The 22197-nt window shown below is 71.2% G+C and carries 23 protein-coding genes; 10 read left to right on the top strand and 13 right to left on the bottom strand.

Features of this window, described 5'->3' with window-relative positions:
- Positions 1–7 precede the first annotated feature (7 nt).
- Complete coding sequence (locus J7E89_RS27115; RefSeq protein ID WP_214977067.1) at positions 8–673, top strand: PhzF family phenazine biosynthesis protein; 666 nt, start codon at positions 8–10, stop codon at positions 671–673.
- On the opposite strand, the gene J7E89_RS27120 is transcribed toward J7E89_RS27115, so the two are convergent.
- Positions 670–1341, bottom strand: coding sequence for a heme oxygenase (biliverdin-producing) (locus tag J7E89_RS27120; RefSeq protein WP_214977068.1), 672 nt, complete (start codon positions 1339–1341; stop codon positions 670–672). The two genes, J7E89_RS27115 and J7E89_RS27120, sit on opposite strands and share 4 nt — an antisense overlap.
- 152 nt (positions 1342–1493) lie before the next feature.
- Positions 1494–2351, bottom strand: a complete 858-nt coding sequence (map, locus tag J7E89_RS27125) for a type I methionyl aminopeptidase (RefSeq protein WP_214977069.1) — start codon at positions 2349–2351, stop codon at positions 1494–1496.
- A gap of 58 nt (positions 2352–2409) precedes the next feature.
- Here map and J7E89_RS27130 point away from each other — a divergent pair, with 58 nt between their 5' ends.
- Entirely contained in the window at positions 2410–2646 is a 237-nt protein-coding gene (locus J7E89_RS27130) for a hypothetical protein (protein ID WP_214977070.1), read from the top strand.
- Between the two features lie 15 nt (positions 2647–2661).
- On the opposite strand, the gene J7E89_RS27135 is transcribed toward J7E89_RS27130, so the two are convergent.
- Entirely contained in the window at positions 2662–3951 is a 1290-nt protein-coding gene (locus tag J7E89_RS27135; protein ID WP_214977071.1) for an MFS transporter, read from the bottom strand.
- Positions 3952–4122: 171 nt separating this feature from the next.
- Positions 4123–4725, bottom strand: coding sequence for a hypothetical protein (locus J7E89_RS27140; RefSeq protein ID WP_214977072.1), 603 nt, complete (start codon positions 4723–4725; stop codon positions 4123–4125).
- 92 nt (positions 4726–4817) lie between these two features.
- Between J7E89_RS27140 and npdG the strand changes: the two genes are divergently transcribed.
- Positions 4818–5534 carry an NADPH-dependent F420 reductase gene (gene npdG, locus J7E89_RS27145; RefSeq protein ID WP_214977073.1) on the top strand — a complete coding sequence of 239 codons (717 nt, stop codon included), beginning with the start codon at positions 4818–4820 and terminating at the stop codon, positions 5532–5534.
- A gap of 13 nt (positions 5535–5547) precedes the next feature.
- Positions 5548–5787 (top strand): hypothetical protein, encoded by a 240-nt coding sequence (locus tag J7E89_RS27150; RefSeq protein ID WP_214977074.1) that lies wholly within the window; start codon positions 5548–5550, stop codon positions 5785–5787.
- Here the strand turns inward: J7E89_RS27150 and J7E89_RS27155 are convergent.
- A complete protein-coding gene (locus J7E89_RS27155) occupies positions 5777–6568 on the bottom strand; it encodes a site-2 protease family protein (RefSeq protein WP_214977075.1) in 792 nt (263 codons plus the stop codon). The genes J7E89_RS27150 and J7E89_RS27155 overlap by 11 nt on opposite strands.
- A gap of 81 nt (positions 6569–6649) precedes the next feature.
- Here J7E89_RS27155 and J7E89_RS27160 point away from each other — a divergent pair, with 81 nt between their 5' ends.
- Both J7E89_RS27160 and J7E89_RS27165 read left to right on the top strand, forming a co-directional pair.
- Entirely contained in the window at positions 6650–7048 is a 399-nt protein-coding gene (locus J7E89_RS27160) for a DUF6578 domain-containing protein (RefSeq protein ID WP_214977076.1), read from the top strand.
- On the top strand, positions 7045–10581 hold the full coding sequence (locus J7E89_RS27165) for a BTAD domain-containing putative transcriptional regulator (RefSeq protein ID WP_308315620.1): 3537 nt from the start codon (positions 7045–7047) through the stop codon (positions 10579–10581). The genes J7E89_RS27160 and J7E89_RS27165 overlap by 4 nt, the downstream gene beginning before the upstream one ends.
- Here the strand turns inward: J7E89_RS27165 and J7E89_RS27170 are convergent.
- The 3 genes from J7E89_RS27170 to panB all read right to left on the bottom strand — a co-directional run bounded on the left by J7E89_RS27170 (position 10571) and on the right by panB (position 13437).
- A complete protein-coding gene (locus tag J7E89_RS27170; protein WP_214977077.1) occupies positions 10571–11425 on the bottom strand; it encodes an ABC transporter permease in 855 nt (284 codons plus the stop codon). The genes J7E89_RS27165 and J7E89_RS27170 overlap by 11 nt on opposite strands.
- Positions 11422–12462, bottom strand: a complete 1041-nt coding sequence (locus tag J7E89_RS27175) for an ATP-binding cassette domain-containing protein (RefSeq protein WP_214977078.1) — start codon at positions 12460–12462, stop codon at positions 11422–11424. Before J7E89_RS27175 ends, J7E89_RS27170 begins: the two co-directional genes overlap by 4 nt.
- Before the next feature lie 111 nt (positions 12463–12573).
- Positions 12574–13437 carry a 3-methyl-2-oxobutanoate hydroxymethyltransferase gene (gene panB / locus J7E89_RS27180; RefSeq protein WP_214977079.1) on the bottom strand — a complete coding sequence of 288 codons (864 nt, stop codon included), beginning with the start codon at positions 13435–13437 and terminating at the stop codon, positions 12574–12576.
- Positions 13438–13740: 303 nt separating this feature from the next.
- Here panB and J7E89_RS27185 point away from each other — a divergent pair, with 303 nt between their 5' ends.
- Positions 13741–14763 (top strand): endonuclease/exonuclease/phosphatase family protein, encoded by a 1023-nt coding sequence (locus J7E89_RS27185; protein ID WP_214977104.1) that lies wholly within the window; start codon positions 13741–13743, stop codon positions 14761–14763.
- Between the two features lie 136 nt (positions 14764–14899).
- Positions 14900–16126: an MFS transporter gene (locus J7E89_RS27190; RefSeq protein WP_214977080.1), complete on the top strand. Its 1227-nt coding sequence runs from the start codon at positions 14900–14902 to the stop codon at positions 16124–16126.
- Between the two features lie 471 nt (positions 16127–16597).
- Here the strand turns inward: J7E89_RS27190 and J7E89_RS27195 are convergent, their stop codons facing one another.
- Positions 16598–18358, bottom strand: coding sequence for an NAD+ synthase (locus J7E89_RS27195; RefSeq protein ID WP_214977081.1), 1761 nt, complete (start codon positions 18356–18358; stop codon positions 16598–16600).
- Positions 18359–18374: 16 nt separating this feature from the next.
- Positions 18375–18566, bottom strand: coding sequence for a hypothetical protein (locus tag J7E89_RS27200; protein ID WP_214977082.1), 192 nt, complete (start codon positions 18564–18566; stop codon positions 18375–18377).
- A 218-nt stretch (positions 18567–18784) separates the two neighbouring features.
- Here J7E89_RS27200 and J7E89_RS27205 point away from each other — a divergent pair, with 218 nt between their 5' ends.
- Together J7E89_RS27205 and J7E89_RS27210 are read left to right on the top strand one after the other, a co-directional pair.
- Positions 18785–19480, top strand: coding sequence for a DUF998 domain-containing protein (locus J7E89_RS27205; RefSeq protein WP_214977083.1), 696 nt, complete (start codon positions 18785–18787; stop codon positions 19478–19480).
- Positions 19477–20448, top strand: a complete 972-nt coding sequence (locus tag J7E89_RS27210; protein WP_308315618.1) for an alpha/beta hydrolase — start codon at positions 19477–19479, stop codon at positions 20446–20448. Before J7E89_RS27205 ends, J7E89_RS27210 begins: the two co-directional genes overlap by 4 nt.
- Here J7E89_RS27210 and J7E89_RS27215 read toward each other — a convergent pair.
- From J7E89_RS27215 to J7E89_RS27225, 3 genes are all read right to left on the bottom strand, one after another.
- Positions 20417–21106 (bottom strand): DUF305 domain-containing protein, encoded by a 690-nt coding sequence (locus tag J7E89_RS27215; RefSeq protein WP_214977085.1) that lies wholly within the window; start codon positions 21104–21106, stop codon positions 20417–20419. The genes J7E89_RS27210 and J7E89_RS27215 overlap by 32 nt on opposite strands.
- Positions 21106–21753: a DUF3105 domain-containing protein gene (locus J7E89_RS27220; RefSeq protein WP_214977086.1), complete on the bottom strand. Its 648-nt coding sequence runs from the start codon at positions 21751–21753 to the stop codon at positions 21106–21108. Before J7E89_RS27220 ends, J7E89_RS27215 begins: the two co-directional genes overlap by 1 nt.
- Before the next feature lie 72 nt (positions 21754–21825).
- Complete coding sequence (locus tag J7E89_RS27225; protein ID WP_251061143.1) at positions 21826–22170, bottom strand: hypothetical protein; 345 nt, start codon at positions 22168–22170, stop codon at positions 21826–21828.
- Between the last annotated feature and the right edge of the window lie 27 nt (positions 22171–22197).

Below are 22197 nucleotides of genomic sequence, written 5' to 3' on the forward strand. Positions count from 1 at the left end.
TTCCGGGATGAACGAACTCGACGTACTCCGCGTCTTCTGCGGGCCCGACGGCCGCCACGGCAACGCCCTCGGCGTCGTACGCGACGGACGCGCGTACCCCGACGAGGCGTCCCGGCAGGCCCTCGCCGCCGAACTCGGCTTCAGCGAGACCGTGTTCGTCGACGACCCCGAGCGCGGCATCGTCGACATCTACACACCCGGCCTGCGTCTGCCCTTCGCAGGGCACCCCCTCGTCGGCACCGCCTGGCTGCTCGACCTGGAAATCGTCAACCCACCCGCGGGGGAGGTGTGGGCCCGCCACGACGGCGAGTTCACCTGGATCACGGCGCGCGCCGAGTGGGCCCCGCCGCGCCGCCTCCAGCAGTACGCGTCGGCCGCCGAGGTCGACGCGCTGCCCGCGCCGCCGCCGGGCGAGGTCTGGCTGTACGCCTGGGCCTGGGAGGACGAGGCCGCGGGCCGGGTCCGCGCCCGCGCGTTCCCGCGCCGCGACGACGGCATCACGGAGGACGAGGCGACCGGCGCCGCCGCGCTGCTGCTCACCGCCGAACTCGGCCGCGCCCTGAACATCACGCAGGGCCGCGGCTCCCAGATCCTGACGGCGCCGGGACCGGACGACGACACGATCGAGATCGGCGGCCGCGTCCGCTTCGCTCCGCACGCGCCCTGGCGCTAGGCGGTGAGCGGGAACTCCCCGCCCAGCTCGAGGAAGACCGCCCCGTTGAAGTCGAAGGCGCGCTTGCACTCGTCGATGATGCGCTGCTTCTCCAGGTCGTCCGCGTTCACCCGGTCCAGCAGCTCCCGGTAACCCCGCTTGAAAGCAGCCGGGTTCGAGATGGCCTCGAAGACGTAGAAGCGCACACCGTCGCCCTTGCGCGCGAAGCCCCAGGTCTTCTCCGCCTTGTCGCGGATGATCTGGCCGCCCGACAGGTCACCGAGATAGCGCGTGTAGTGGTGCGCCACGTACCCGGCCGGCCAGTCGCGCGCGCATTCGGCGACGCGATCGGCGTACGCCGCCGTGGCGGGCAGCGGGCGTACGCCATCGCGCCAGCTCTCACCCCGCAGGTGCGCCAGGTCGCGCTCCAGTTCGGCGGTGCGCATCAGCTCGGGCTGGATGAACGGGCCGGCGACCGGGTCGTCCGCGAGCGAATCGGCCCCGTCCTCCAGCGCCCGGTAAACGAACCACAGCTGCTCCGTGTAGCGCGCGTACGCGTCCACCGAAAGCTTCCCGCCGAGCAGGTCGCTCATGAAGGTGGAGGTCTCCGCCTGCGTGTGCTGCTCGTGCGAGGCGACACGGATCAGTGTCGAGAACGGTGTATCGGCGGCTGTGGCGGTTGCGTCCAAGGCGGGCCTCCGGGGACCGAGGGAACGGGAAAGGGAAGAGCCGGCGATGACGGCACACACGCAGCCGCCACCGCCGATCTTCCTACTTAGGTATGCCTAAGTCAATGAGTTCCCGACGACCTGTCGGTAAAAACGCTACGCCCCCCACTCATTTACGGCAGCGTGAGAATTTCCGCCCCGGTCTCCGTCACCACCAGCGTGTGCTCGAACTGCGCCGTACGCCTGCGGTCCTTGGTCACGACCGTCCAGCCGTCGTCCCACATGTCGTACTCGTGCGTACCGAGCGTGAGCATCGGTTCGATGGTGAAGGTCATGCCGGGCTGCATCACCGTCGTCGCGTGCGGGCTGTCGTAGTGCGGAATGATCAGCCCGGAGTGGAACGACGAGTTGATGCCGTGGCCGGTGAAGTCCCGCACCACGCCGTAGCCGAAGCGCTTGGCGTACGACTCGATGACCCGCCCGATGACGTTGATCTGGCGCCCCGGCTTGACCGCCTTGATGGCGCGGGCGAGCGACTCGCGGGTGCGCTCGACCAGCAGCCGCGACTCCTCGTCGACGTCACCGCACAGGTACGTCGCGTTGTTGTCGCCGTGCACACCGTTGATGTACGCCGTGACGTCGAGGTTCACGATGTCGCCGTCCCGCAGGACCGTGGAGTCCGGGATGCCGTGACAGATGACCTCGTTGACGGAACTGCACAGCGACTTCGGATAACCGCGGTAGCCGAGCGTCGACGGGTACGCGCCGTGGTCGACCATGAAGTCGTGGGCGACCCGGTCCAGCTCGTCCGTGGTCACGCCGGGCGAGATGTGCTTGGCGGCCTCCTCCATCGCCTGCGCGGCGATGCGGCCCGCGATGCGCATCCGCTCGATGGTGTCGGAATCCTGGACTTCCGGGCCGGTGTACGGCGTGGGCGCCGGCTTCCCGACGTACTCGGGACGCCGGATATTGCCGGGAACGGAACGGGCGGGAGAGAGCTCCCCTGGTACGAGCAGCGACTGGCCAGACATGCAAGCGAGTGTATCCAGCCGGGATCGGGCAGCATGGCGGCAGAGGAAGGAGCCGACGATGGCCCTGTTCAAGAAGCGCACGGTCGGAAAACCGGGCGAATGGTTCTACTGCCTGGAGCACAAGAAGGTCGAGGAGGGCCCCGAGTGCCCGGCGAAGGACCGTTTCGGTCCCTACGCGACGCGTCAGGAGGCGCAGCACGCGATGGAGACCGCGGCCGAGCGCAACCTTCAGTGGGAGACGGACCCGAAATGGCACGACAAGAACGGCGCGCAGTCGGGGGAGGAAGACGCCTGAGCGGCCCTCCCTGCCTCACCCCACCGCTTCGGCGTTCTTCTCGCTCTTCTGGGCCCGGCGACGCTGGGCGTCCGCGTCCGTATCGGCGTCGTACGTCATGAGCTTGGGCAGGGCCGCGGCGAGCAGGCCGACGGAGGCCAGGCACGCCAGGCCGCCGCTCCAGATGGCGGGCCGGGTCCCGGACCAGCCCGCCATGGCGCCGGCCCGCACCTGGCCGAGCTGCGGGCCGACGCTGTACGAGAGCACCTCGATGCCGGCGAGGCGGCCGCGCAGCTCCTCCGGGATGGTCTGGTTCCAGATGGTCGACCGCCCGAGGCCGCTGAGCATGTCGCCCGCGCCCGCGAACGCCAGGCACACGAGCACCACCCACACACTGGCGAACCACCCGGCGGCGGCGATCGCGAGCCCCCAGCCCGCCGCGCCGTACACGACGAGCTGCCCGTGCCGCTTGACGCGCGAGGCCCAGCCGCTGGTCAGGCTGACGAGGACCGATCCGACGGACCCGGCGGCGTACATCAGCCCGAGGGCCCATTCGGCGTCGAGGTCGTCCGCGAGGAACGGGAAGAGCGCGTTGGGGAACGCGAAGAACATCGCGGCCATGTCGATGGCGTACGTCCCGAGCAGTACGGGCCTGCTCCACGCGTAACGCGCGCCTTCCGCGATTCCGCGCAGGGAGGGCTTCGGGGCGCTGGGGGAGGGCGGTGCGGGCGCCAGGCGCGTACACATCAGTACCGAGGCGGCGAAACCGACGACTGTGACGGCGTACGCGCTGGGGTGACCGGCGTACGCGACGACCAGGCCCGCCAGGGCCGGCCCCACGATGGCGCCGGTCTGCCACCGCAGCGAGTTGAGCGCGGCGGCGGCGGTGAGCTGGTCGTGCGGCACGATGCGCGCCATGAGGGAGTCCAGCGCGGGTCGCTGCAGCCCGGCGAGGGCGGAGACTCCGGCGGCGACGACGTAAAGCGGCCACAGCAGCGGCTCCGGCAGCAGCGAATTGACGAGCAGCACGACGGCCAGCACGCCGAGCCCGGCCTCGCTCAGCAGGATGACCTTGCGCCGGTCGGCGGAGTCGGCCAGCGCCCCGCCGTACAGCCCGAACACGACCAGCGGCACCAGCTCGACGGCGCCCATCGCGCCGACGGCGAGCGGTGAGTCCGTGAGGTCCTTGATCTGCAGCGGCATCGCGACCATGGCCATGAAGCTGCCGAAGTAGGTGACGAGCCCCTGGACGAAGAGGAGGCGGAAGTCGCGCGAGGTGCGCCAGGGGGCGAGATCGGGCAGTACGGCCGCGAGCTTGGAGGTCACGAGCGGCCATGGTCCGCGCCCCTGCACCCACGGACAACCGATTTATGGGGGAGAGCGGGGTCTGGGGCGGCGCTCTCCACGCGGCGGAGCCGCAAAGTGTCACAGCGGGAAGGGGCGGGCCGGGGAAAGCCCCGCGCAGCGGCCACCCGCACCGGTGCCCGAACCACCCCGCTACCACCGCCCCGGCGGCGGCGCTGTCAGCTGGTCGGCCAGCCGGGACAGCCGGTCGCGGAACCGGCGGGGACCGCGCGGCGCCGGCAGGCTGTTCTCCCCGGCGGCCGCGCTCACCAGGTGCTGGACCGTGTCCAGGTCCACGTCCCCACTTCCTGGCACGGACAGCGCCTCGTGCGCCAGACCCCGGATCTCCCGGTCACCACCGTCCAGCGAGAGCACAGTCGCCCCGGCCCGCCGCGCGTCATGCACCCGCTCCAGCAACCCGGCCTCCGGCCGCTCCGGCGCCACCACGAGCAGCGTCTCGCCCCGCCCGGCCGCCTCGATCCTGCCGAGCCCCACCGACAGGTGCGCCGGCTCCCCGGGCCGCACCCGGTGGCGTACGAGCGTGGGGTTCAGTTCCGCGAGCCCGGACCAGGCCGCCTCGTCGACGAGATGCGCGGCCAGGTGCCAGGGCTCGTACGCCTCGGTTCCCACCAGCAGCAGCCCACCACCCTGCGGCACGACGGAGGACCGCAGCGCCCCGGCGAACCGCCGCGTGGCCGGCAACCACTCGGTCCCGTCGAGGACTTCACGCAGCAGGGCGACACGTACGGCATCCATGCGGCGGCATCCTGCCGTACGCCCACGCCGGCGGCAGGCGAATGCTCCCGCCTCACCCGTACGAGCGTGCTACCTGCAAGTAGGGTCGCCCCATGACTTCCACTGACAACAGCACCGGCAGTGCGGCGAAGCCGGCCGCCAAGGATCCCTGGGACCTCCCCGACGTATCGGGCCTGGTCGTCGGCGTGCTCGGCGGGACCGGCGACCAGGGGCGCGGGCTCGCGTACCGCCTCGCACGGGCCGGCCAGAAGGTGATCATCGGCTCGCGCGCCGCCGAGCGCGCGCGGAGCGCCGCCGAGGAGCTGGGGCTCGGCATCGAGGGCGCGGACAACGCGGAGTGCGCCCGGCGCAGCGACATCGTGATCGTCGCGGTGCCGTGGGACGGCCACGCCAAGACGCTCGAAGCGCTGCGCGAGGAACTGAGCGGGAAGCTCGTCGTCGACTGCGTCAACCCGCTCGGCTTCGACAAGAAGGGCGCGTACGCCCTGAAGCCGGAAGAGGGCAGCGCCGCCGAACAGGCCGCCGCCCTGCTGCCGGACTCGCGGGTGACCGCCGCCTTCCACCACCTGTCGGCCGTCCTCCTCCAGGACCCGGCGATCGACGAAATCGACACCGATGTGATGGTGCTGGGCGAGGTCCGCGCCGACACCGACATCGTGCAGGCTCTGGCGGCCCGGATCCCCGGCATGCGCGGCGTCTTCGCGGGCCGGCTGCGCAATGCCCACCAGGTGGAGTCCCTGGTCGCCAACCTGATCTCGGTGAACCGCCGCTACAAGGCGCACGCGGGCCTGCGCGTGACCGACGTATAAGCACGATCGGGGCATGGGGGACACTGGACCGCAAGCATTCTCACCCGGACAGGAGCCGACCCCCATGCCCCGCCTCGCTCTGTACGCCCTCCTTGTCTGCGTCCTCGCCGTGGCCGCCGCGGTGGTGTCCTTCGTCCAGGGCCACTGGCTCGGGGTCGTCTGGATCCTGCTGGCCGGCGTCGCCTCCAACATGGCCTGGTACTACGTGCGCAAGGCGAAGGCCGACCGCGAGACCCGGCCCGTCACGGGCTGACCGGCGCGATCTCCGGCTCGCCCTCCCAGAACTGGTAGAACTCCCGGCCGGTCCTCCAGTCGTCGACCCCCAGGCCGCGCAGCACGGCGTCGACCGCGTCGAAGAAGAGCCCGCCGACCTCGGGAATCCACAGCACGGCGAAGATCAGCAGCAGCCCGAACGGTGCGAGCGGCTCGACCTGGCGGCGGATCTTGTACGAGAGCCAGGGCTCGATCACGCCGTAACCGTCGAGCCCCGGTACCGGCAGGAAGTTCAGGATCGCGGCCGTGACCTGGAGCAGCGCGAGGAACGCGAGCGCGTAACGGAACACGTCCGGGACGCCGGCCAGCGCGTCCAGCCAGAACGGCGCGGTGCACACGATCGCGAACAGCACATTGGTCAGCGGCCCCGCCGCCGAGATGAGGCTGTGCTTCCAGCGGCCCTGGATGCGGCCCCGCTCGATGAAGACCGCGCCGCCCGGCAGGCCGATGCCGCCCATGATCACAAAGAGCACCGGCAGCACAATGCTCAGCAACGCATGCGTGTATTTGAGTGGATTAAGGGTCAAATATCCTTTCGCGCTGACGGAGATGTCGCCGCTGTGGAGGGCGGTGCGGGCGTGCGCGTACTCGTGCAGACACAGCGAGACGATCCACGCGGACGTGACGAAGAGGAAGACGGCGAACCCGGTACTCGCCGAGAACTCCGTCCACACTGCCCAGCCGGAGACCGCCATGACGGCGACGATTCCCAGGAAGACGGGACTGATCCGCCGGTCACGGCGGGTGAGGGCGGTGGTCATGGGCGGGGCTCCAGGGATGGAGGACGGCAGGACTACGAAAACGTCTCGCGCGGCAACGGTAGTTCCGGCAAAGCTGGATCCATGGCGCTCTGGAGAATGAAGTACGACGACTGGCAGATGGAATGCTGCGGCGAACCGTTCTCCGTCGGCGACGAAGTGCGGTGGCGGCTGGCGCTGCGGGGGCCGGACGAGGGGGCGCGGCGCCCCGGCCTCACCGCCCTGTACGCCGGAGAGCCGGTCACTCACCCGGTCGGACTTCTCGCCGTGGAGACCCACGGACCGGGACAGGGCGGGTCGCGTACGTACGAGCCGGTGGCGGGGGAGCGATGGCTGCGGGCGGTCGGCACCTGCCCCAAATGGTTCAGCAACGAGACGCGGCCGGACCGCCGGGGTCGCGGCTACCGGCGCGACGAGACCGGGGTCCTGGTCGAGTTGGAGACGCCCGGCGGCGCGTCGTCGCCCGCGCGTCCCGGAGAATAGAGCGGGTGCGCTACCGCATCCTCGGCCCCACGCAAGCACTCCGCGACGACGGCAGGCCCGTAACCGTCGGCGGAGCGCGCCTGCGTGCGCTCCTCACCGTGCTGGCGCTGTGGCCCGGGCGTACGGTCACGGTCGGGGCCCTCACCGACGAAGTGTGGAACGGCGAGCCGCCCGCCGACGCCACCGGCGCCCTCCAGGCCCTGGTCGCCCGCCTGCGCCGGGCCCTGGGCCGCGCCACTATCGCCTCGACCGACGGCGGCTACTGCCTGCGCGCCGACCCGGACGACGTGGACCTGTACCGCTTCGAGCGGCTGGCGGGGGAGGGCGCGCGGGCCCTGGACGACGGTGACTCGGGCAAGTGTGCGGAACTGCTCGACGAGGCGCTGGCCCTGTGGCGCGGCCCGGTCCTGGCCGACCTGCCGGACCGTACGGCGGAAGCGGCCCGCTGGGAGACCCGCCGCCTGGCGGCCCGCCGCGGCCGCCTGACCGCCCTGCTCGCGCTGGGCCGGCCGGAGGAGTCGCTTCCGGAGCTCGCGGAGCTCTGCGACGACCACCCGATAGACGAACACCTCCAGTCGCTCCGCCTGCGCGCCCTGCGCGACACGGGCCGTACGGCACAGGCGCTGGCGGCGTACGACGAACTCCGCCGCGACCTGGCATCCCGCCTGGGCACGGACCCGTCCCCGGAACTCCGAGCCCTCCACACCGAACTGCTCACCCCGCCCCCAACGAAACCCACCGCCGCCCACACGCCCCGCCCCGGAGCCCCGCGGTCCGCATGGGACGAGACCCCCGCGGGCTCGCCGGACACGGTGCCAGGAGGGGACGTGCCGGGGCGCTCCCCGCAGGGCGTTGAACGCAACGAGCCCGAACAAAACCCAGTACCCGAACGTTCGACGCCCGAGGAGACGCCACGGCGCGGCACCGACCCCAGGGCCCCGGAACCCACGGCACCCGAAGCGCCCGCACCGGAAACCCCCGCGCCGGAAGCCACGGCACCCAAACCCCCCGCACCCGCAAAGGCCCCCGCGCACGGCAACTTGCGCGCGCGGCTGACGTCCTTCGTCGGCCGCGAGAGTGACATCGCTGCCATCACCGCCGACCTGGGGCGCGCCCGGCTCGTCACCCTGCTCGGCCCCGGCGGCGCCGGCAAGACTCGCCTGTCGCAGGAGGCGGCCGAGGCCGCCAACGACGCCTGGCGGGACGGCGTCTGGCTCGCTGAGCTCGCCCCCGTCGACGACCCCGACACCGTCCCCGAAGCCGTGCTCGTCGCGTTGGGCGCACGCGAAACAGTCCTCCGCGGCGCCGGCGCCGAGGAGTTGCGCGCCGCGGACCGCCACGGCGACGACCCGCTCGTCCGCCTGGTCGAGCACTGCTCCCGCCGCCAGATGCTGATCCTGCTCGACAACTGCGAGCATGTCGTCGACGCCGCCGCCCACCTCGCCGAGGAACTGCTGGCCCGCTGCCCCGGCGTGACCGTACTCGCCACCAGCCGCGAACCCCTCGGTGTACCCGGCGAGATCGTCCGCCCCGTGGAACCCCTGCCGGACCCCATGGCCCTGCGCCTGCTCGCCGAACGCGGCGCGGCCGCGAAACCCGGCTTCCGTATCGACGACGACCTGGCCGCCGCCGCCGAGATCTGCCGACGCCTCGACGGACTGCCCCTCGCCATCGAACTGGCCGCCGCCCGGTTGCGGATGCTCACCCCGCGCCAGATCGCGGACCGCCTCGATGACCGGTTCCGGCTCCTGACCGGCGGCAGCCGCACCGTACTGCCGAGACAGCAGACCCTCCGCGCGGTGGTCGACTGGTCGTGGGACCTGCTGGACGAAGACGAGAGGGCGGCCCTGAGCGCCCTGTCCGTCTTCGCGGGCGGCTGCGACCTGGCAGCGGCGGAGGCGGTGATCGGCCCCGACGCGCTGGAACTGCTCGGCTCGCTGGTCGACAAGTCGCTGGTGGTGGCGGCCCCTTCGGACGACGGCACGAACAACGGCGGTATGCGTTACCGACTCCTGGAGACCGTCGGCGAGTACGCCGGCGAACGCCTGGACGACGCAGGGAGCCGCCCCACCGCCGAGCGCCGCCACCTCGTCCACTTCCGCGAACTGGCCCGCCAGGCCGAACCTCTGCTGCGCGGCCGCGAACAGCTGGCCTGGTTCAGCCGCCTGGAGGTCGAGTACGAGAACCTGCGCACCGCGCTGCGCCGCGCCGTCGCCGCCCGCGACGAGCACGAGGCACTGTGCCTCGTCCACTCACTCGGCTGGTACTGGACGATCCGCGGCCTGCGCAGCGACGCCCGCCACTGGTCCCTCGCCGCCGCCGAGCTCGGCCCCGACCCCTTCGCCCCGCCGGCCGTCCCCGCTCCCGCCCTGCACGAGCGGTGTACGGACGCGCCGCCGCCCATGGCGCCCGAACAGCTGCTGGAGGCCCGGCGCGGAGCCTGGCTGATCCATCTGGCGAGCATGAACCACGAGCTCGACGAATGGACCACCGACGAGGCGATGGCATGGCTGCGCCGCGTCGTCGACGTCTACCGGCCCGGCCTGCCACAGACCTGCCGCACCCCGGGGACACTCTGGTTCTACGCGATCCTGCTGACCGGTGACCCCGGGCAGCTGTACGAGGTCGTCAACGAGACCGTCGACGCCTGCCGGGAGTACGGCTACACCTGGGAGCTCGCCTCCGCCCTCCAGCTGCGGGCCAACATTTTCGCCAACCGGAGCGACTGGGCGGGCGACGCGAGCCGTGACGCCGACGAGAGCCTGGAGATCTTCACCCGGCTCGGCGACGCATGGGGTGCGGCCGAGGCCCTGGCCGCACGCGCCGAGGCACGTGAGCGCAAGGGTGAATTCGCCCTGGCCGCCGAGGACTACCGCGCCGCGATCGGGCACGCGGACATGCTCGGCGCCCAGACACAGGTGCTGCTGCTGCGGGCCAGGCTCGCGGGCGTACTCGTGGAGACGGGCGACGGCGAGGAGGCCGAGGTGATGCTGCGCGACATCCTTTCCAAGGTTGAACAGCAGGGGCACGAGTCGGAGCCCGCCGCCCGCCTGTACCTGGCGATGTGGCTGGCCCGCACGGGCCGTATCGACGAGGGGCGCTGCGAACTGGAGCTGATGCGCCGCTCCTTCAACCGGTCCAACCTCGCCATCTTCGAAGGCTACGTGGTCGGCCTCCTCGCGTGGATGGACAACCTGGACGGCCGGTACGAGCAGGCGCTGGAGCAGGCCCGCCACGCGCTGGAGCGCTCACGCGAGCCGCTGTCCCGGATGGTCGCCCCGCAGATGCCCGCGGTCCACCTGATGACGGCGGCCCGCGCCCTCGCCGGACTGGGCAGCCCGGACCGGGCCCGTGACGCCGCGCGGCTTCTCGGCGGATGCAAGGCGCTGCTGCCGGCCGGCCACTTCGCCACGACCCAGGAGCGCGAGGCCGTGGCGGACGCCGAGGCGGCGGCCTCACCATGGAGGAGGCCGCCGCCCTCGTCGGCCGCTGAGACGACCCTGAGGCGAGAGCGTCGTAACCTCAGCTCTTAGTGCGGAACTTCGAGATCGCCAGCGGCGCCGTCACGAGCGTGATGGCCACGGCCCACCCCACCACCATCCATACATCGCGGGCGACAGGTCCGCCGAGGAACAGCCCCCGCGCCGCGTCGGCGAGGCTCGACAGCGGGTTGTAGTCGGTGAAGGTCCGGAGCCAGCCCGGCATCGTCGACGGCGGGGTGAAGATCGAGGACCCGAACTGCAGCGGCATCAGCACGAGCATCGCCATCCCCTGCACGGCCTGCGCCGTCTTCACGGACAGCCCGATCAGGATGAAGATCCACATCAGCGAGGCGCCGAAGAGGAGCGAGAGCCCGATCGCGCCCAGCACGTGCAGCGGGGACGTCTCGACCGACAGACCCAGCACGAAGCCCACGGCCAGCAGGATCGCGAACGCGACCATCATCCGGCCGACCTCGACGACGATCTTCGCTATGAGGACGGAGGACCGGGCGATCGGCATCGTACGGAACCGGTCCATGACCCCCTTCTGGAAGTCCTCGTTGATGCCGGTGCCGACCGCCATGGAGACGTTCAGGCCCATCATCGCCATCAGACCGGGGACCAGATAGCTGACGTACTCGTCCTGCTTGCCATTGCCCGCGACCGCGCCACCGAAGACGAAGGTGAACAGCAGCGTGAAGACGATCGGCATCAGCAGCACGTCGAACATCGACTGCGGGTCCTGCTTGATCTGCAGGGTGTTGCGGCGGGCGAGCGCGCCGATGTGCCGCAGATTGGCCCGCAGACCGATCCGCCCTTCGCCGTCGTGCGCCTTCGCGGGCGGGGGCACGGGCGTCGGCGTCGCCGTCGGTGTCACTGTCGTCGCCGCGCTCATGCCGCGACCTCCTCATGCTTGTTGTCGGCGGGGGATTCGACGGCCTCGGACGTCGCCTCGCTCGTCTTCTCGCCCGTGATGGCCAGGAACACCTCGTCCAGGCTGGGCAGATGGGTCCCTATGTGCGCGATCCCGAAGCCGCGCGCGCCCAGCAGCCCCACGACCGCGGTCAGTTGCTCGTCGCTGAGGATCGGTACGTACAACAGACCTTCACCGGCATCGACCTTCGCCCCCGCGATGCCGTCGAGCCCCGCCTCAGCCAGCGCCTGCGCCATGGCAGGCAGGAGAGCCGGGTCGGCCGGACGGACCTCGAGCGTGCGGCCGCCGACCTTGGCCTTGAGCTCGTCGACCTTGCCGCCCGCGATGACACGGCCGCGGTCGATGACTGTCAGCTCGCTCGCGAGCTGCTCGGCCTCCTCCATGTACTGGGTGGTGAGCAGGACGGTGACCCCCTCGCCCACCATCCGCTTCACCTCGTCCCACACTTCGTTGCGGGTACGGGGGTCGAGCCCGGTCGTCGGCTCGTCCAGGTAGAGCACGGCGGGCTGCCCGATCATCGAAGCCGCCAGGTCCAGGCGCCGCCGCATGCCGCCGGAGTACTGCATCACCGGCTTCTTCGCGGCCTCGGTGAGCGAGAACCGCTCCAGCAGCTCGTCCGAGCGCCGGCGCGCGTCCTTGCGGGACAGATCGAGCAGCCGCCCGATCATGTAGAGGTTCTCCCAGCCGGCGAGCTTTTCGTCGACCGAGGCGTACTGCCCGGTCAGGCCTATGGTGCGGCGAAGCTGCCGGGGCTGCTTCACCACGTCGTACCCGGCCACGACGGCCGTTCCGGCATCAGGGTGGACCAGGGTGGACAGGCAGCGTACGAGAGTGGTCTTGCCGGCGCCGTTGGGCCCGAGGACACCGAGCACGGTGCCTTCCCGTACGTCCAGGTCCACGCCGTCCAGTGCCTTGGTCTCGCCGTAGTGCTTGACCAGTCCCCTTACCTCGACGGCGTTGGCCGCGCCGCCTGTGGGGTTCTTGTCGAATCGCGTCATGCCGACTATGAGAGCAGCCGCCACTGACAACGCACCGACATCACACCGACAGCCCGCCGATGGGGGATGTCGGCGGGCTGTCTTGTGGTGCGGCAGTGGCTCTGTTACTGACTAGTGGAAGGTGTGCTCCTCCTGCGGGAACGTTCCGCCGACGACATCACCGGCGAACGCCTTCGCCGCGTCCCCGAGGGTCTGCCGCAGGTTCGCGTACTGCTTCGTGAAGCGCGGCACCTTGCCGCCCGTCAGCCCCGCCATGTCGGTCCACACAAGCACCTGCGCGTCCGTGTCCGGACCCGCGCCGATGCCGACCGTCGGAATGTGCAGCGAGCGTGTCACCTCGGCGGCCAGCTCGGCCGGTACGAGTTCCAGCACGACCGCGAAGGCACCCGCGTCCTGCGCCGCCTTCGCGTCCCGGAGCAGCTGGTGCGCGGCCTCGTCGCTGCGCCCCTGAACCCGGTAGCCCATGGTGTTGACGGACTGCGGCGTCAGGCCGAGGTGCGACATGACCGGGATGCCGGCCTTCACCAGCAGCTCGGTCTGGGCGTGCGAGCGCTCGCCGCCCTCCAGCTTCACCGCTCCCACGCCCGCGTCCTTGATCAGCCGGGTCGCGTTGCGCAGGGCCTGCACCGGGCCTTCCTGGTACGAGCCGAAGGGCAGGTCGCCGACGATGAGGGCGCGCTTCGTGCCCCGTACGACAGCGGCGGACAGCAGGGTCATCTCGTCCATCGTGACGGGCACGGTGGTCTCGTAACCGAGATGGCAGTTCCCCATGGAGTCACCGACGAGCATGACCGGAATCCCGGCCTCGTCGAAAACGGACGCGGTCATCGCGTCGTACGCGGTGAGCATGGGCCACTTCTCGCCCCGCTCCTTGGCGGCGGCGATGTCGTGGACGGTGATGCGGCGAGTGCCCTTGCCGCCGTACAGCGCCTTGCTGCTGTCGGCGGATGTCGGGTGGGCAGCCTGAAGCGTCATGGCCAACGGCTCCTTCGAAATCTCGAGGCGCCCTGACGGCGTCCCCGGACCACGTACATGGTGGCATCCTGGCGGTGCTCACGGGAAGTGGGGGCCCATAGCGGTCCGCACACACTGGCTTGTTTGTGCGCGTTTCGTCACAGGGGCCGCCCGACGCGCCCGAACCGGAACCCCGCTCGCCGCGCCTTCGTCCTCGTGGCAGTACGGCCGTGGTGTTTCGACGGCCGGGAAAGACACCGGCCATCCCCTAGGGTCAGACGGCGGGGCGGTGTGCACGGCAAGGCAGTCAGTGAGGGCAGCGGAATGGCGCAGGCGTACATGACGGACACAGGGAACGGCAGCTCAGGGCCTGAGCGTTCCGGATCCCGCCTCCGGCGCCGCCTCGAAAGCCTGCGTCACGACCGCGGCATCTGGCGCCGCGGCATCCTCCTTGCCCTCTGCGCGGTCCTGCTCACACTGCTGATGGTCTTCCACGCGGAGATCCCCAACACGATCGGCAACCTCGGCAGCCTCACCGAGACCTTCCTCCCGTGGCTCGGCGTGGGTATTCCGCTTCTCCTGATCGCCGCCCTGCTGCGCCGCTCGGCGACCGCGCTGGTCGCGCTGCTGCTGCCTGCAATCGTCTGGCTGAATCTTTTCGGCGGCCTGCTCACCGACAAGGCGGGCCCCGGCGGCAACCTCACGGTCGCCACCCACAACGTCAAGGCCGACAATGCCGACCCCGCGGGTACGGCCCGCAAGCTGGCCGATTCGGGCACGGACGTGGTGGCGCTGCAGGAGCTCAAGGCGAGCGAGGTGCCGACCTACGAGAGCACCCTGTCCGGTACGTACAAGTACCACTCGGTGCAGGGCACGGTCGGCCTGTGGAGCAAGTACCCGATGACCGACACCGGCCCCGTGGACATCAAGATGGGCTGGACGCGCGCGATGCGCTCGACGGTGGCGACCCCGGCGGGCGACGTCGCGGTGTACGTCGCCCACCTCCCCTCGGTACGGGTGAAGGTCAACGCCGGTTTCACGGCCGGGCAGCGCGACGACAGCGCGGACGCGCTGGGCGAGGCGATCGCCCGTGAGCCGCTCGGCAAGGTGGCCCTCCTCGGCGATCTGAACGGCACCATGAACGACCGTGCGCTGAACGCCGTCACCTCGCAGATGCGGTCCACGCAGGGCGCGGCGGGCGACGGCTTCGGCTTCAGCTGGCCGGCGTCGTTCCCGATGGCGCGGATCGACCAGATCATGGTGAAGGGGATCAACCCGGTGTCGTCGTGGGCACTGCCGGCGACGGGCAGCGATCACCTTCCGATCGCGGCGCGAGTCGAGATCTGACGCGCGCACGCCCTCTCGCAACCCCGCGTTTACGTCGCGGAACATTTCACCTGAGAGACTTTGTTCAGTACGGGAACGTACTCATGCGCACTCGCACGTACTCGTGTACTCCCCCCGCCCACGGAAAAGGTCTCCCATGCCCCGGCCGCCCCGGCCCGTAGCCCTGTTCGCCCTCGCCGTCAGCGCCTTCGGCATCGGCACCACCGAGTTCGTGATGATGGGCCTGCTGCCCAATGTCGCGGACGATCTGAGCACCTCGGTACCGAGCGCGGGCTACCTGGTCTCGGCGTACGCCATCGGCGTGGTGATCGGCGCCCCGCTGCTCACCGCGCTCGGCTCGCGCATCCCGCGCAAGCGCATGCTCCTGCTCCTGATGGCCCTCTTCACGGTCGGCAACCTGGCCTCGGCGCTGGCGCCCGGTTTCGGCTGGCTCGTGGCGGGGCGGGTGCTCGCCGGGCTGCCGCACGGGGCGTTCTTCGGGGTCGGCGCGGTGGTCGCGGCGCGGCTGGTCGCGGACGGGCGGCAGGCGCGGGCCGTCGCGACGATGTTCCTGGGCCTTACGGTCGCCAACATCGTCGGCGTACCGGCGGCCACGCTGCTCGGCCAGCACCTCGGCTGGCGGGCGACCTTCCTGGTGGTGGCGGCGATCGGGCTGGTCGCGATGGCGGCGCTGGCCCGCCTGGTCCCGTACGTCCCGCTCGACTCGCGGCAGAGCGTCGGCCGCGAACTGCGCACCCTCGGCAACCGCCAGGTCCTGCTCGGCCTGCTCACCGCAGTCTTCGGCTTCGCCGGAGTCTTCGCGGTCTACTCCTACCTCGCCTCGATGACGACCGAGGTCATGGGCTTCGGCGAGTCCTCGGTGACGGTCGTCCTGGCCCTCTTCGGCATCGGAATGACGCTGGGCGCATTGGCAGCGGGCCCGCTGACCGACCGCGCGCTTCGTCCCACCCTCTACGGCTCACTGGCCGCGCTGGCGGTGGTCCTGGTGGCGTTCAACTACACGGCGCATGTGCGGTGGGCGGCGCTGGTCACAGTGGTCGTGCTGGGCGCGGTCGGCTTCATGACCACTACCCCGCTCCAGATGCTGGTCATGAACAAGGCCAAGGACGCGCCCACGCTGGCGTCGGCCTCCAACCACTCGGCGTTCAACCTCGCCAACGCGGGCGGCGCGTGGCTCGCCGGCGTGGCGATCACGGCGGGCTGGGGCTGGATGTCCCCGGCGCTGGTGGGAGCGGTACTGGCGGCGGCGGGCCTGGGCATCGCGGTCACGGCGGGGCTGCTGGACCGGACCCCGGAGCCGTCCCGCTCCCGCGTGGTCGCCTCCGGCGCGACGCGCGAACCGGCTCGGGACACGGTGGCGTGACGGCAGCGTGTTCCGCTGGGGCTCGGCCCCAGACGCATGTCCTCAAACGCCGGACGGGCTGAAAACCGCCGCACGGAACGTGCAGCCAGGCCGGCGGAGGCGCGGCCCTGAGGGGACGCCCGGCGGTGCTGTGCGGCAAGCTCAGCCCTGCGGGCGAGCCCCAGCCATGCCGGCCAAGCGCCGCAATCAAGCCCGTCCGGATGGCGTCTGTGCGGTCCGGGGTCTGGGGCCTGCCCCAGTTCGGGAAGGGGCGGGTAGGGGAAAGCCCGCCGCAGGCGCCCCACCTCGCGCACCCGGCCCACCTCTTGTCGCGCGGACCTGCGCCGTACGGACCGGCGTCGTACGGGCCCAGCGCACACGGACCCGCGTCACCGGACCCGCGTCACCGGACCCGCGTCGTACGGACCCGCGTCGTACGGACCCGCGTCGTATGGGCCCATCGCACACGGACCCGCGCCACGCGCCCCCGCGTCAGCCCGACTCCCGCCACCGGTTCGTGATCGGCAGCCGCCGGTCCTTGCCGAAGCCCTTCGCGGAGATCTTCGTGCCCGGCGGGTACTGCCGGCGCTTGTATTCCGCCGTGTCCACCATCCGCAGCGTCTTGGCGACCAGCGCCCGGTCGAACCCGGCGGCCACGATCGACTCGAACCCCTGGTCCTTGTCGACGTACATCTCCAGGATCCGGTCCAGCACGTCGTAGTCCGGCAGCGAATCCGTGTCCACCTGCCCCGGCCGCAGCTCCGCGCTGGGCGGCTTGGAGATGGAGTTCTCCGGGATCGGCGGAGTCTGGCCCCGCTCCTGCGCCGCCTTGTTGCGCCACCGCGCCAGGGCGAAGATCCACGTCTTGTAGACGTCCTTGATCGGCCCGTACGCCCCGACCGAGTCGCCGTACAGCGTCGAATAGCCCACCGCCAGCTCGGACTTGTTGCCCGGCGCGAGCACGATGTGCCCCTCCTGATTGGAGATCGCCATCAGCGTCGTGCCGCGCAGCCGCGACTGGAGGTTCTCCTCGGCGAGCCCCGTCAGACCGAGCGAGTCCATGTACGCGTCGAACATCGGCTCGATCGCGACGGTCCTGTAGTTCAGCCCGGTACGCCGCGCCAGCTCCGCCGCGTCGCCCTTGGAGTGGTCCGAGGAGTACTTCGACGGCATGGACACGCCGTACACGTTCCGCGCCCCCAGCGCGTCACAGGCGATCGCGGCCACGAGCGCCGAATCGATGCCGCCGGACAGCCCGACCAGGACGCTGCTGAAGCCATTCTTGGCGGCGTACGCGCGAAGTCCCACGACCAGCGCCGAGTACACCTCCTCCTCGTCCTCCAGCCGCTCGGCGTAGCCACCGGTCAGCTCCGGCTCGTACGCCGCGACAGGCTCCTCGGAGAGGATCACGCGGTCGATGTGCAGCCCGTCGTCGACGACACCGGTCGGCGCGTCCTCGCTCGCCGCAGCCGCCGGCAGGTCCAGGTCGAGCAGCATGCTGCCCTCCGAGAACTGGGGTGCGCGGGCGATGACTTCGCCGTCCTTGTCGCAGACGATCGAGTCACCGTCGTAGACCAGCTCGTCCTGGCCGCCGATCATCGCGACGTACGCCGTCGTGCAGCCCGCCTCCTGGGCGCGCTTGCGGACCAGCTCCAGCCGGCTGTCGTCCTTGTGGACCTCGTACGGCGAGGCGTTGATGGAGACCAGCAGTCCCGCACCGGCGGACCTGGTGGCCGGCACGCGGCCGCCGTCCTGCCACAGGTCCTCGCAGATGGCGAGGGCGACATCGACGCCGTGCACGCGGATGACGGGCATCGAGTCGCCCGGCACGAAGTACCGGAACTCGTCGAAGACGCCGTAGTTCGGCAGGTGGTGCTTGGCGAAGGACAGTGCGACCTTGCCGCGGTGCAGCACGGCGGCGGCGTCCTGCGGGGCGCCGGCGGGCTGGCCGTAACGCGGCTGGGCCTTCTCGCAACGGTCGAGGTAGCCGACGACGACGGGGATCTCGCCGAAGCCCTCGTCGGCGAGGCGCCCGGCGAGCGCGCGCACGGCGTCGCGCGAGGCCTCGACGAAGGACGACCGCAGCGCGAGGTCCTCGACGGGGTAACCGGTCAGCGCCATCTCGGGGAACGCCACGAGATGGGCGCCCTGCTCGGCGGCGTGCCGGGTCCAGTGGACGATCGCTTCGGCGTTGCCGGCCAGGTCGCCGACGGTCGAGTCGATCTGATTCAGAGCGAGGCGTAGTTGAGGCACGTAGTCAGCGTAACCGTCACATTGACGCGATGTCCCGGCGAAGCCCCACGGCTTCGCCCCCGGACCGCGCCTTGGACTGCTCTCCGGACCGCGCCCCGGACCACGACCGGGAGAAATGGACCTTCTCTGTGCCGTCGTTGACGGCGACGACCGTCACCCGGACCGCCTTGCTGCCCTTCGGGGGGCCGATGGCGTAGGCGTCCCGCACGTGCGGCCGCGGATTGGAGACGGTGATCTTCCGCCGCCTCGGCCGGTGGGGGCCATTCCCCTGTTGGGCGCAAGGCCCGCAGGCCGAGGACCGCACCGGATGTGCCGAGCACCAGCGCCGTGACGCCTGCCGTTACGGGGCACCGCCATCGGAGGCGGCGGCCCCGGCGCGGCCCGGTCGCCGCCGTTCCGTAGACCCGAAGTAGCGTTCATCCCACTATGCCGATCGCGTTTCTCCGCAGTACCCGGCCCGTCTCCGTCCTCCTCGCGCTCGGCGCCACCGTGTACTCCGCCTGGGTGCTCGAAGTCGTCCTCGGGACCGGCCTCGACCCCCTGCGCACGTACGTCAGCGAACTGGCCGCCGCGGACCAGCCGTTCGGCGGCCTCTTCCGGTCCACCGACCTGGCCGCGGGCCTGCTGATCCTCGCCGGCGCGCTCTGGGCCGTCGTCCGGTTCCGCCCGCGCGGCCTGTGGGAGGTCACCGGCTGGGCCGCACTCGCCGTCTTCGGCGCCGCGACCGCCGCCGACTCCCGGCTGCCGCTGAGCTGCGCGCCGACCGTGGACGCGGCATGCGTGGTCCGGGAGACGGCGGGGCTCGTCCCGGCCACCCACCTGGCGCACACGTGGAGCAGCAGCCTCGCGTCGACCGCCGCGGTCGTCGGCATCGTGGCGCTCACGGTCGCGGCCCGCCGCGGACACCACAGCCGCCGCCGGTCGCTCCTCGCCCGTACCGGACCGGCCATCGCGGCCGCCGAACTCGTGGCCACCGTCTGGACCCTGTCCTCCATCGCCGCCTTCGAGGCCGGAAACGGCACATGGTTTCTGGGAGCCGGGCAGCGGCTCCAAGTGCTGCTGGCGGCGATCTGGCTCGGCGTACTCGCGTTGTCAGTGGCACGCGAGAAGCTGTACGAGTGACAGTGACCGTGACCTCGACAAGCAGCTTCATCAGGATCGGCGGCGAGGCGCACCACGTGGTGGTCGAAGGCAGCGGCCCGGTGTGCGTGCTGAGCGCCGGCCTCGGCATGAGCTGGTTCGACTGGGATCCCGTGGCGGAGCTGCTCGCGCCCTTTCGTACGGTCGTACGGTTCGACCGCCCCGGGCACGGCCTGAGTTGCCCCGCGCCAGCCACCACGCCCCCCACCGCCGAGGGTGAGGCGCACCGCATAGCCGCGATTCTCGACGCTCTGGAACTGGCAGCCGCCGACGACCACGACCACGACCCCGTCACCGTCGTCGGACACTCCGTCGCCGGCTTCCACGCGGAGGCCTTCGCCCGCCTCTATCCGGGGCGTACGGCCTCGGTCGTGCTCGTCGACTCCAGCGTCGAGGAGCACGCGCGCATGCCCGCCGCCCCCGCCCTGCGCACCGCCGCCACGCGGGCGCTCGGTACGGCCCTCTCCGTAGCCGGGGCCCCGGCGGCGCTCGGACCGCTCGCGCGCCGCGCGGCGGTGCGGGCGGGCCGTGCCGGCGGACGTGCGGACCCGGAGGGGGGCAGGGGCAGCAGTAACGGCGGCGACCCGGCCCCGCCCGGGCTCGTACGCCGCTGCTACCGCACCTCCCGCGTCCTGCGCGGGGCGCTCCGGGAGAACACCCACTACCGCGCGGTCGCCGCCGGACTCCTCGCCCTGCGCGACCGCTGCCCGCTGCCCGAAGAGGTCCCGGTCACGGTTCTGGCGGCGTACGACGGCAGGGGCGGCCGCGGTTCGCTGCGCTGGCTTGAACGTCAGCGCGGCCTCGCGACCCTGCTCGGCGCCCGCTTCGAAGTCGCCGAGCCCTCAGGCCACTTGGTGATGCTGGACCGCCCGGACACGGTGGTCCGGGCGGTCAGGGAAGCGGACAGCCGCGTCACCGTCAGGGACGCGGGGCCGCGCCCCGTGCCTTGAGCATGTCGGCCATCAGCGTCATCTCCGACTCCTGGGCGTCGACCATGCCCTGCGCCAGGGACCGCTCAGTGGTGACCTCGCACTGGTCGGCGCAACCCTGGGCCATCGTGACGCCGCCCTTGTGGTGGGCGGTCATCAGCTGGAGAAAGAGGATCTCCGCCTGCTTGCCGTCCGCCTCGCGGAGCTTCGCCAGCTCGGTCCTGGTGGCCATGCCGGGCATGAGGGACCCGTCACGCACCTCGTGCGCTCCGTGCGACCCGTGTCCGCCGTGGCCGGAGGAGGAGGAGGACGCGGCCATCCAGGCCATCGGCTCGTCCGACGAGACCTTCGGCAGACCCCACAGGTCGAGCCAGCCGAGCATCATGCCCCGCTGGTTCGCCTGGGTGTTGGCGATGTCGTACGCCAGCCTGCGTACCTCTTCGTCCTTCGTGCGGTCGCGCACGATGAACGACATCTCCACCGCCTGCTGGTGATGCACCGACATGTCCCGCGCGAAGCCCGTGTCCGCTGAGTCCTCACCGGGCGTACGGGCCGCGGAAGAACCGCCGTCGCCATCGCCGCCGTCGTTACCGTCCCCGGCGGCGACCGTGACGGCCCCCGCCGCGAAGAGCAGCGCGAGCACGACGGCCGTGACGGCGGCCCAGTACGTACGCGTCATCACTGGGTCAGTCCGCCCATGCACGCCGCACCCGGCTCGGGCGTCTGCGGCCCCTGCACGTACTTGGTGAAGAACTGGTCGACCCGCGGATCCGTGGCACTGTCCACGGTCACCTGCTTGCCCCACGCGCTGAGCATGAGCGCACCGGACTGGTCCTTGACCGGGCTCATCAGCGAGTACGGGGTCTTACCGACCTTCTCGGCGAGCTTCTTGACATCGGCGTCCGACGCCTTGTCGTTGTACGTCACCCACACCGCGCCGTGCTCCAGCGAGTGCACCGCGTTCATCTTGGGGAGTTCCTTCTTGTAGACGTCCCCTTCGCAGTTCATCCAGACCTTCGAGTGGTCGCCGCCCACCGGAGGGGTCATCGGGTACGAGACCTCCTTGGTGACGTGCTTGTTCCCCAGCTTCTTCGCGTCCCAGGACTTCTCCTCCTTCACCGGCGCCTTGGCCTGGGCCTCCTTCTTTTCCTTCTTGTCCGCTTCCTGGAGGAAGACGTACGAGCCGAATCCGACCAGGCCGACCACGACGACCGCGCTGGTGAGGATCGCGATGAGCCGGTTTCTGCGCTCGCGCGACTGCTCGGCGCGGCGCATCTCTTCTATTCGGGCCTTGCGGGACGCGTTGGCGGTCTTGTTGGAAGCCATGGTGTAAGTCCTTCGCCTGCTGCTGAGAGGGGGGTTGGGGGATGCGACACATACGGGGTGCGGGTGGCCCGGCTACGTCCGCATCACCTGAAGGACATGGCGCCCCGGCGCCCGGAGCAGCGCCCCAGCGCCGCGTGCCGGATCGGCGACCGCCGGCGGTGCGAAGTACTGCGGCTCGGCCGCCACCGGTGTGGCCGGCGGCGGCACGGTGAGCACGGCGGGGGAGAGGTGCGGGAAGACGCCGCAGTGCTGGGAGTCGTACGGGCAGATGTACACGGGCCCGTGCCGCGTGGGAGTGTCGGCGACGGCCACGGTGGCGACGGCGGCGCTCTCGTAGTGTTCCCGGGGCTCGGGAGCCATCCCCAGACAGACGAAGAGCGCGGCGAGGAGCGTCGCCACGGCACTCATCAGCGCCATGGGACGTGTGGTGCGCCCGTTGCGCCC

It is taken from the genome of Streptomyces sp. ISL-100 (genome assembly GCF_018614615.1).
Taxonomy (GTDB): Bacteria; Actinomycetota; Actinomycetes; order Streptomycetales; family Streptomycetaceae; genus Streptomyces.

Coding starts and splice junctions, on each gene's coding strand:
- J7E89_RS27115 (WP_214977067.1), top strand. CDS start 8: ATGAACGAACTCGACGTACTCCGCGTCTTCTGCGGGCCCGACGGCCGC.
- map (WP_214977069.1), bottom strand. CDS start 2,351: ATGTCTGGCCAGTCGCTGCTCGTACCAGGGGAGCTCTCTCCCGCCCGT.
- J7E89_RS27130 (WP_214977070.1), top strand. CDS start 2,410: ATGGCCCTGTTCAAGAAGCGCACGGTCGGAAAACCGGGCGAATGGTTC.
- J7E89_RS27140 (WP_214977072.1), bottom strand. CDS start 4,725: ATGGATGCCGTACGTGTCGCCCTGCTGCGTGAAGTCCTCGACGGGACC.
- npdG (WP_214977073.1), top strand. CDS start 4,818: ATGACTTCCACTGACAACAGCACCGGCAGTGCGGCGAAGCCGGCCGCC.
- J7E89_RS27150 (WP_214977074.1), top strand. CDS start 5,548: ATGGGGGACACTGGACCGCAAGCATTCTCACCCGGACAGGAGCCGACC.
- J7E89_RS27155 (WP_214977075.1), bottom strand. CDS start 6,568: ATGACCACCGCCCTCACCCGCCGTGACCGGCGGATCAGTCCCGTCTTC.
- J7E89_RS27160 (WP_214977076.1), top strand. CDS start 6,650: ATGGCGCTCTGGAGAATGAAGTACGACGACTGGCAGATGGAATGCTGC.
- J7E89_RS27170 (WP_214977077.1), bottom strand. CDS start 11,425: ATGAGCGCGGCGACGACAGTGACACCGACGGCGACGCCGACGCCCGTG.
- J7E89_RS27175 (WP_214977078.1), bottom strand. CDS start 12,462: ATGACGCGATTCGACAAGAACCCCACAGGCGGCGCGGCCAACGCCGTC.
- panB (WP_214977079.1), bottom strand. CDS start 13,437: ATGACGCTTCAGGCTGCCCACCCGACATCCGCCGACAGCAGCAAGGCG.
- J7E89_RS27185 (WP_214977104.1), top strand. CDS start 13,741: ATGGCGCAGGCGTACATGACGGACACAGGGAACGGCAGCTCAGGGCCT.
- J7E89_RS27190 (WP_214977080.1), top strand. CDS start 14,900: ATGCCCCGGCCGCCCCGGCCCGTAGCCCTGTTCGCCCTCGCCGTCAGC.
- J7E89_RS27205 (WP_214977083.1), top strand. CDS start 18,785: ATGCCGATCGCGTTTCTCCGCAGTACCCGGCCCGTCTCCGTCCTCCTC.
- J7E89_RS27215 (WP_214977085.1), bottom strand. CDS start 21,106: ATGACGCGTACGTACTGGGCCGCCGTCACGGCCGTCGTGCTCGCGCTG.
- J7E89_RS27220 (WP_214977086.1), bottom strand. CDS start 21,753: ATGGCTTCCAACAAGACCGCCAACGCGTCCCGCAAGGCCCGAATAGAA.
- J7E89_RS27225 (WP_251061143.1), bottom strand. CDS start 22,170: ATGGCGCTGATGAGTGCCGTGGCGACGCTCCTCGCCGCGCTCTTCGTC.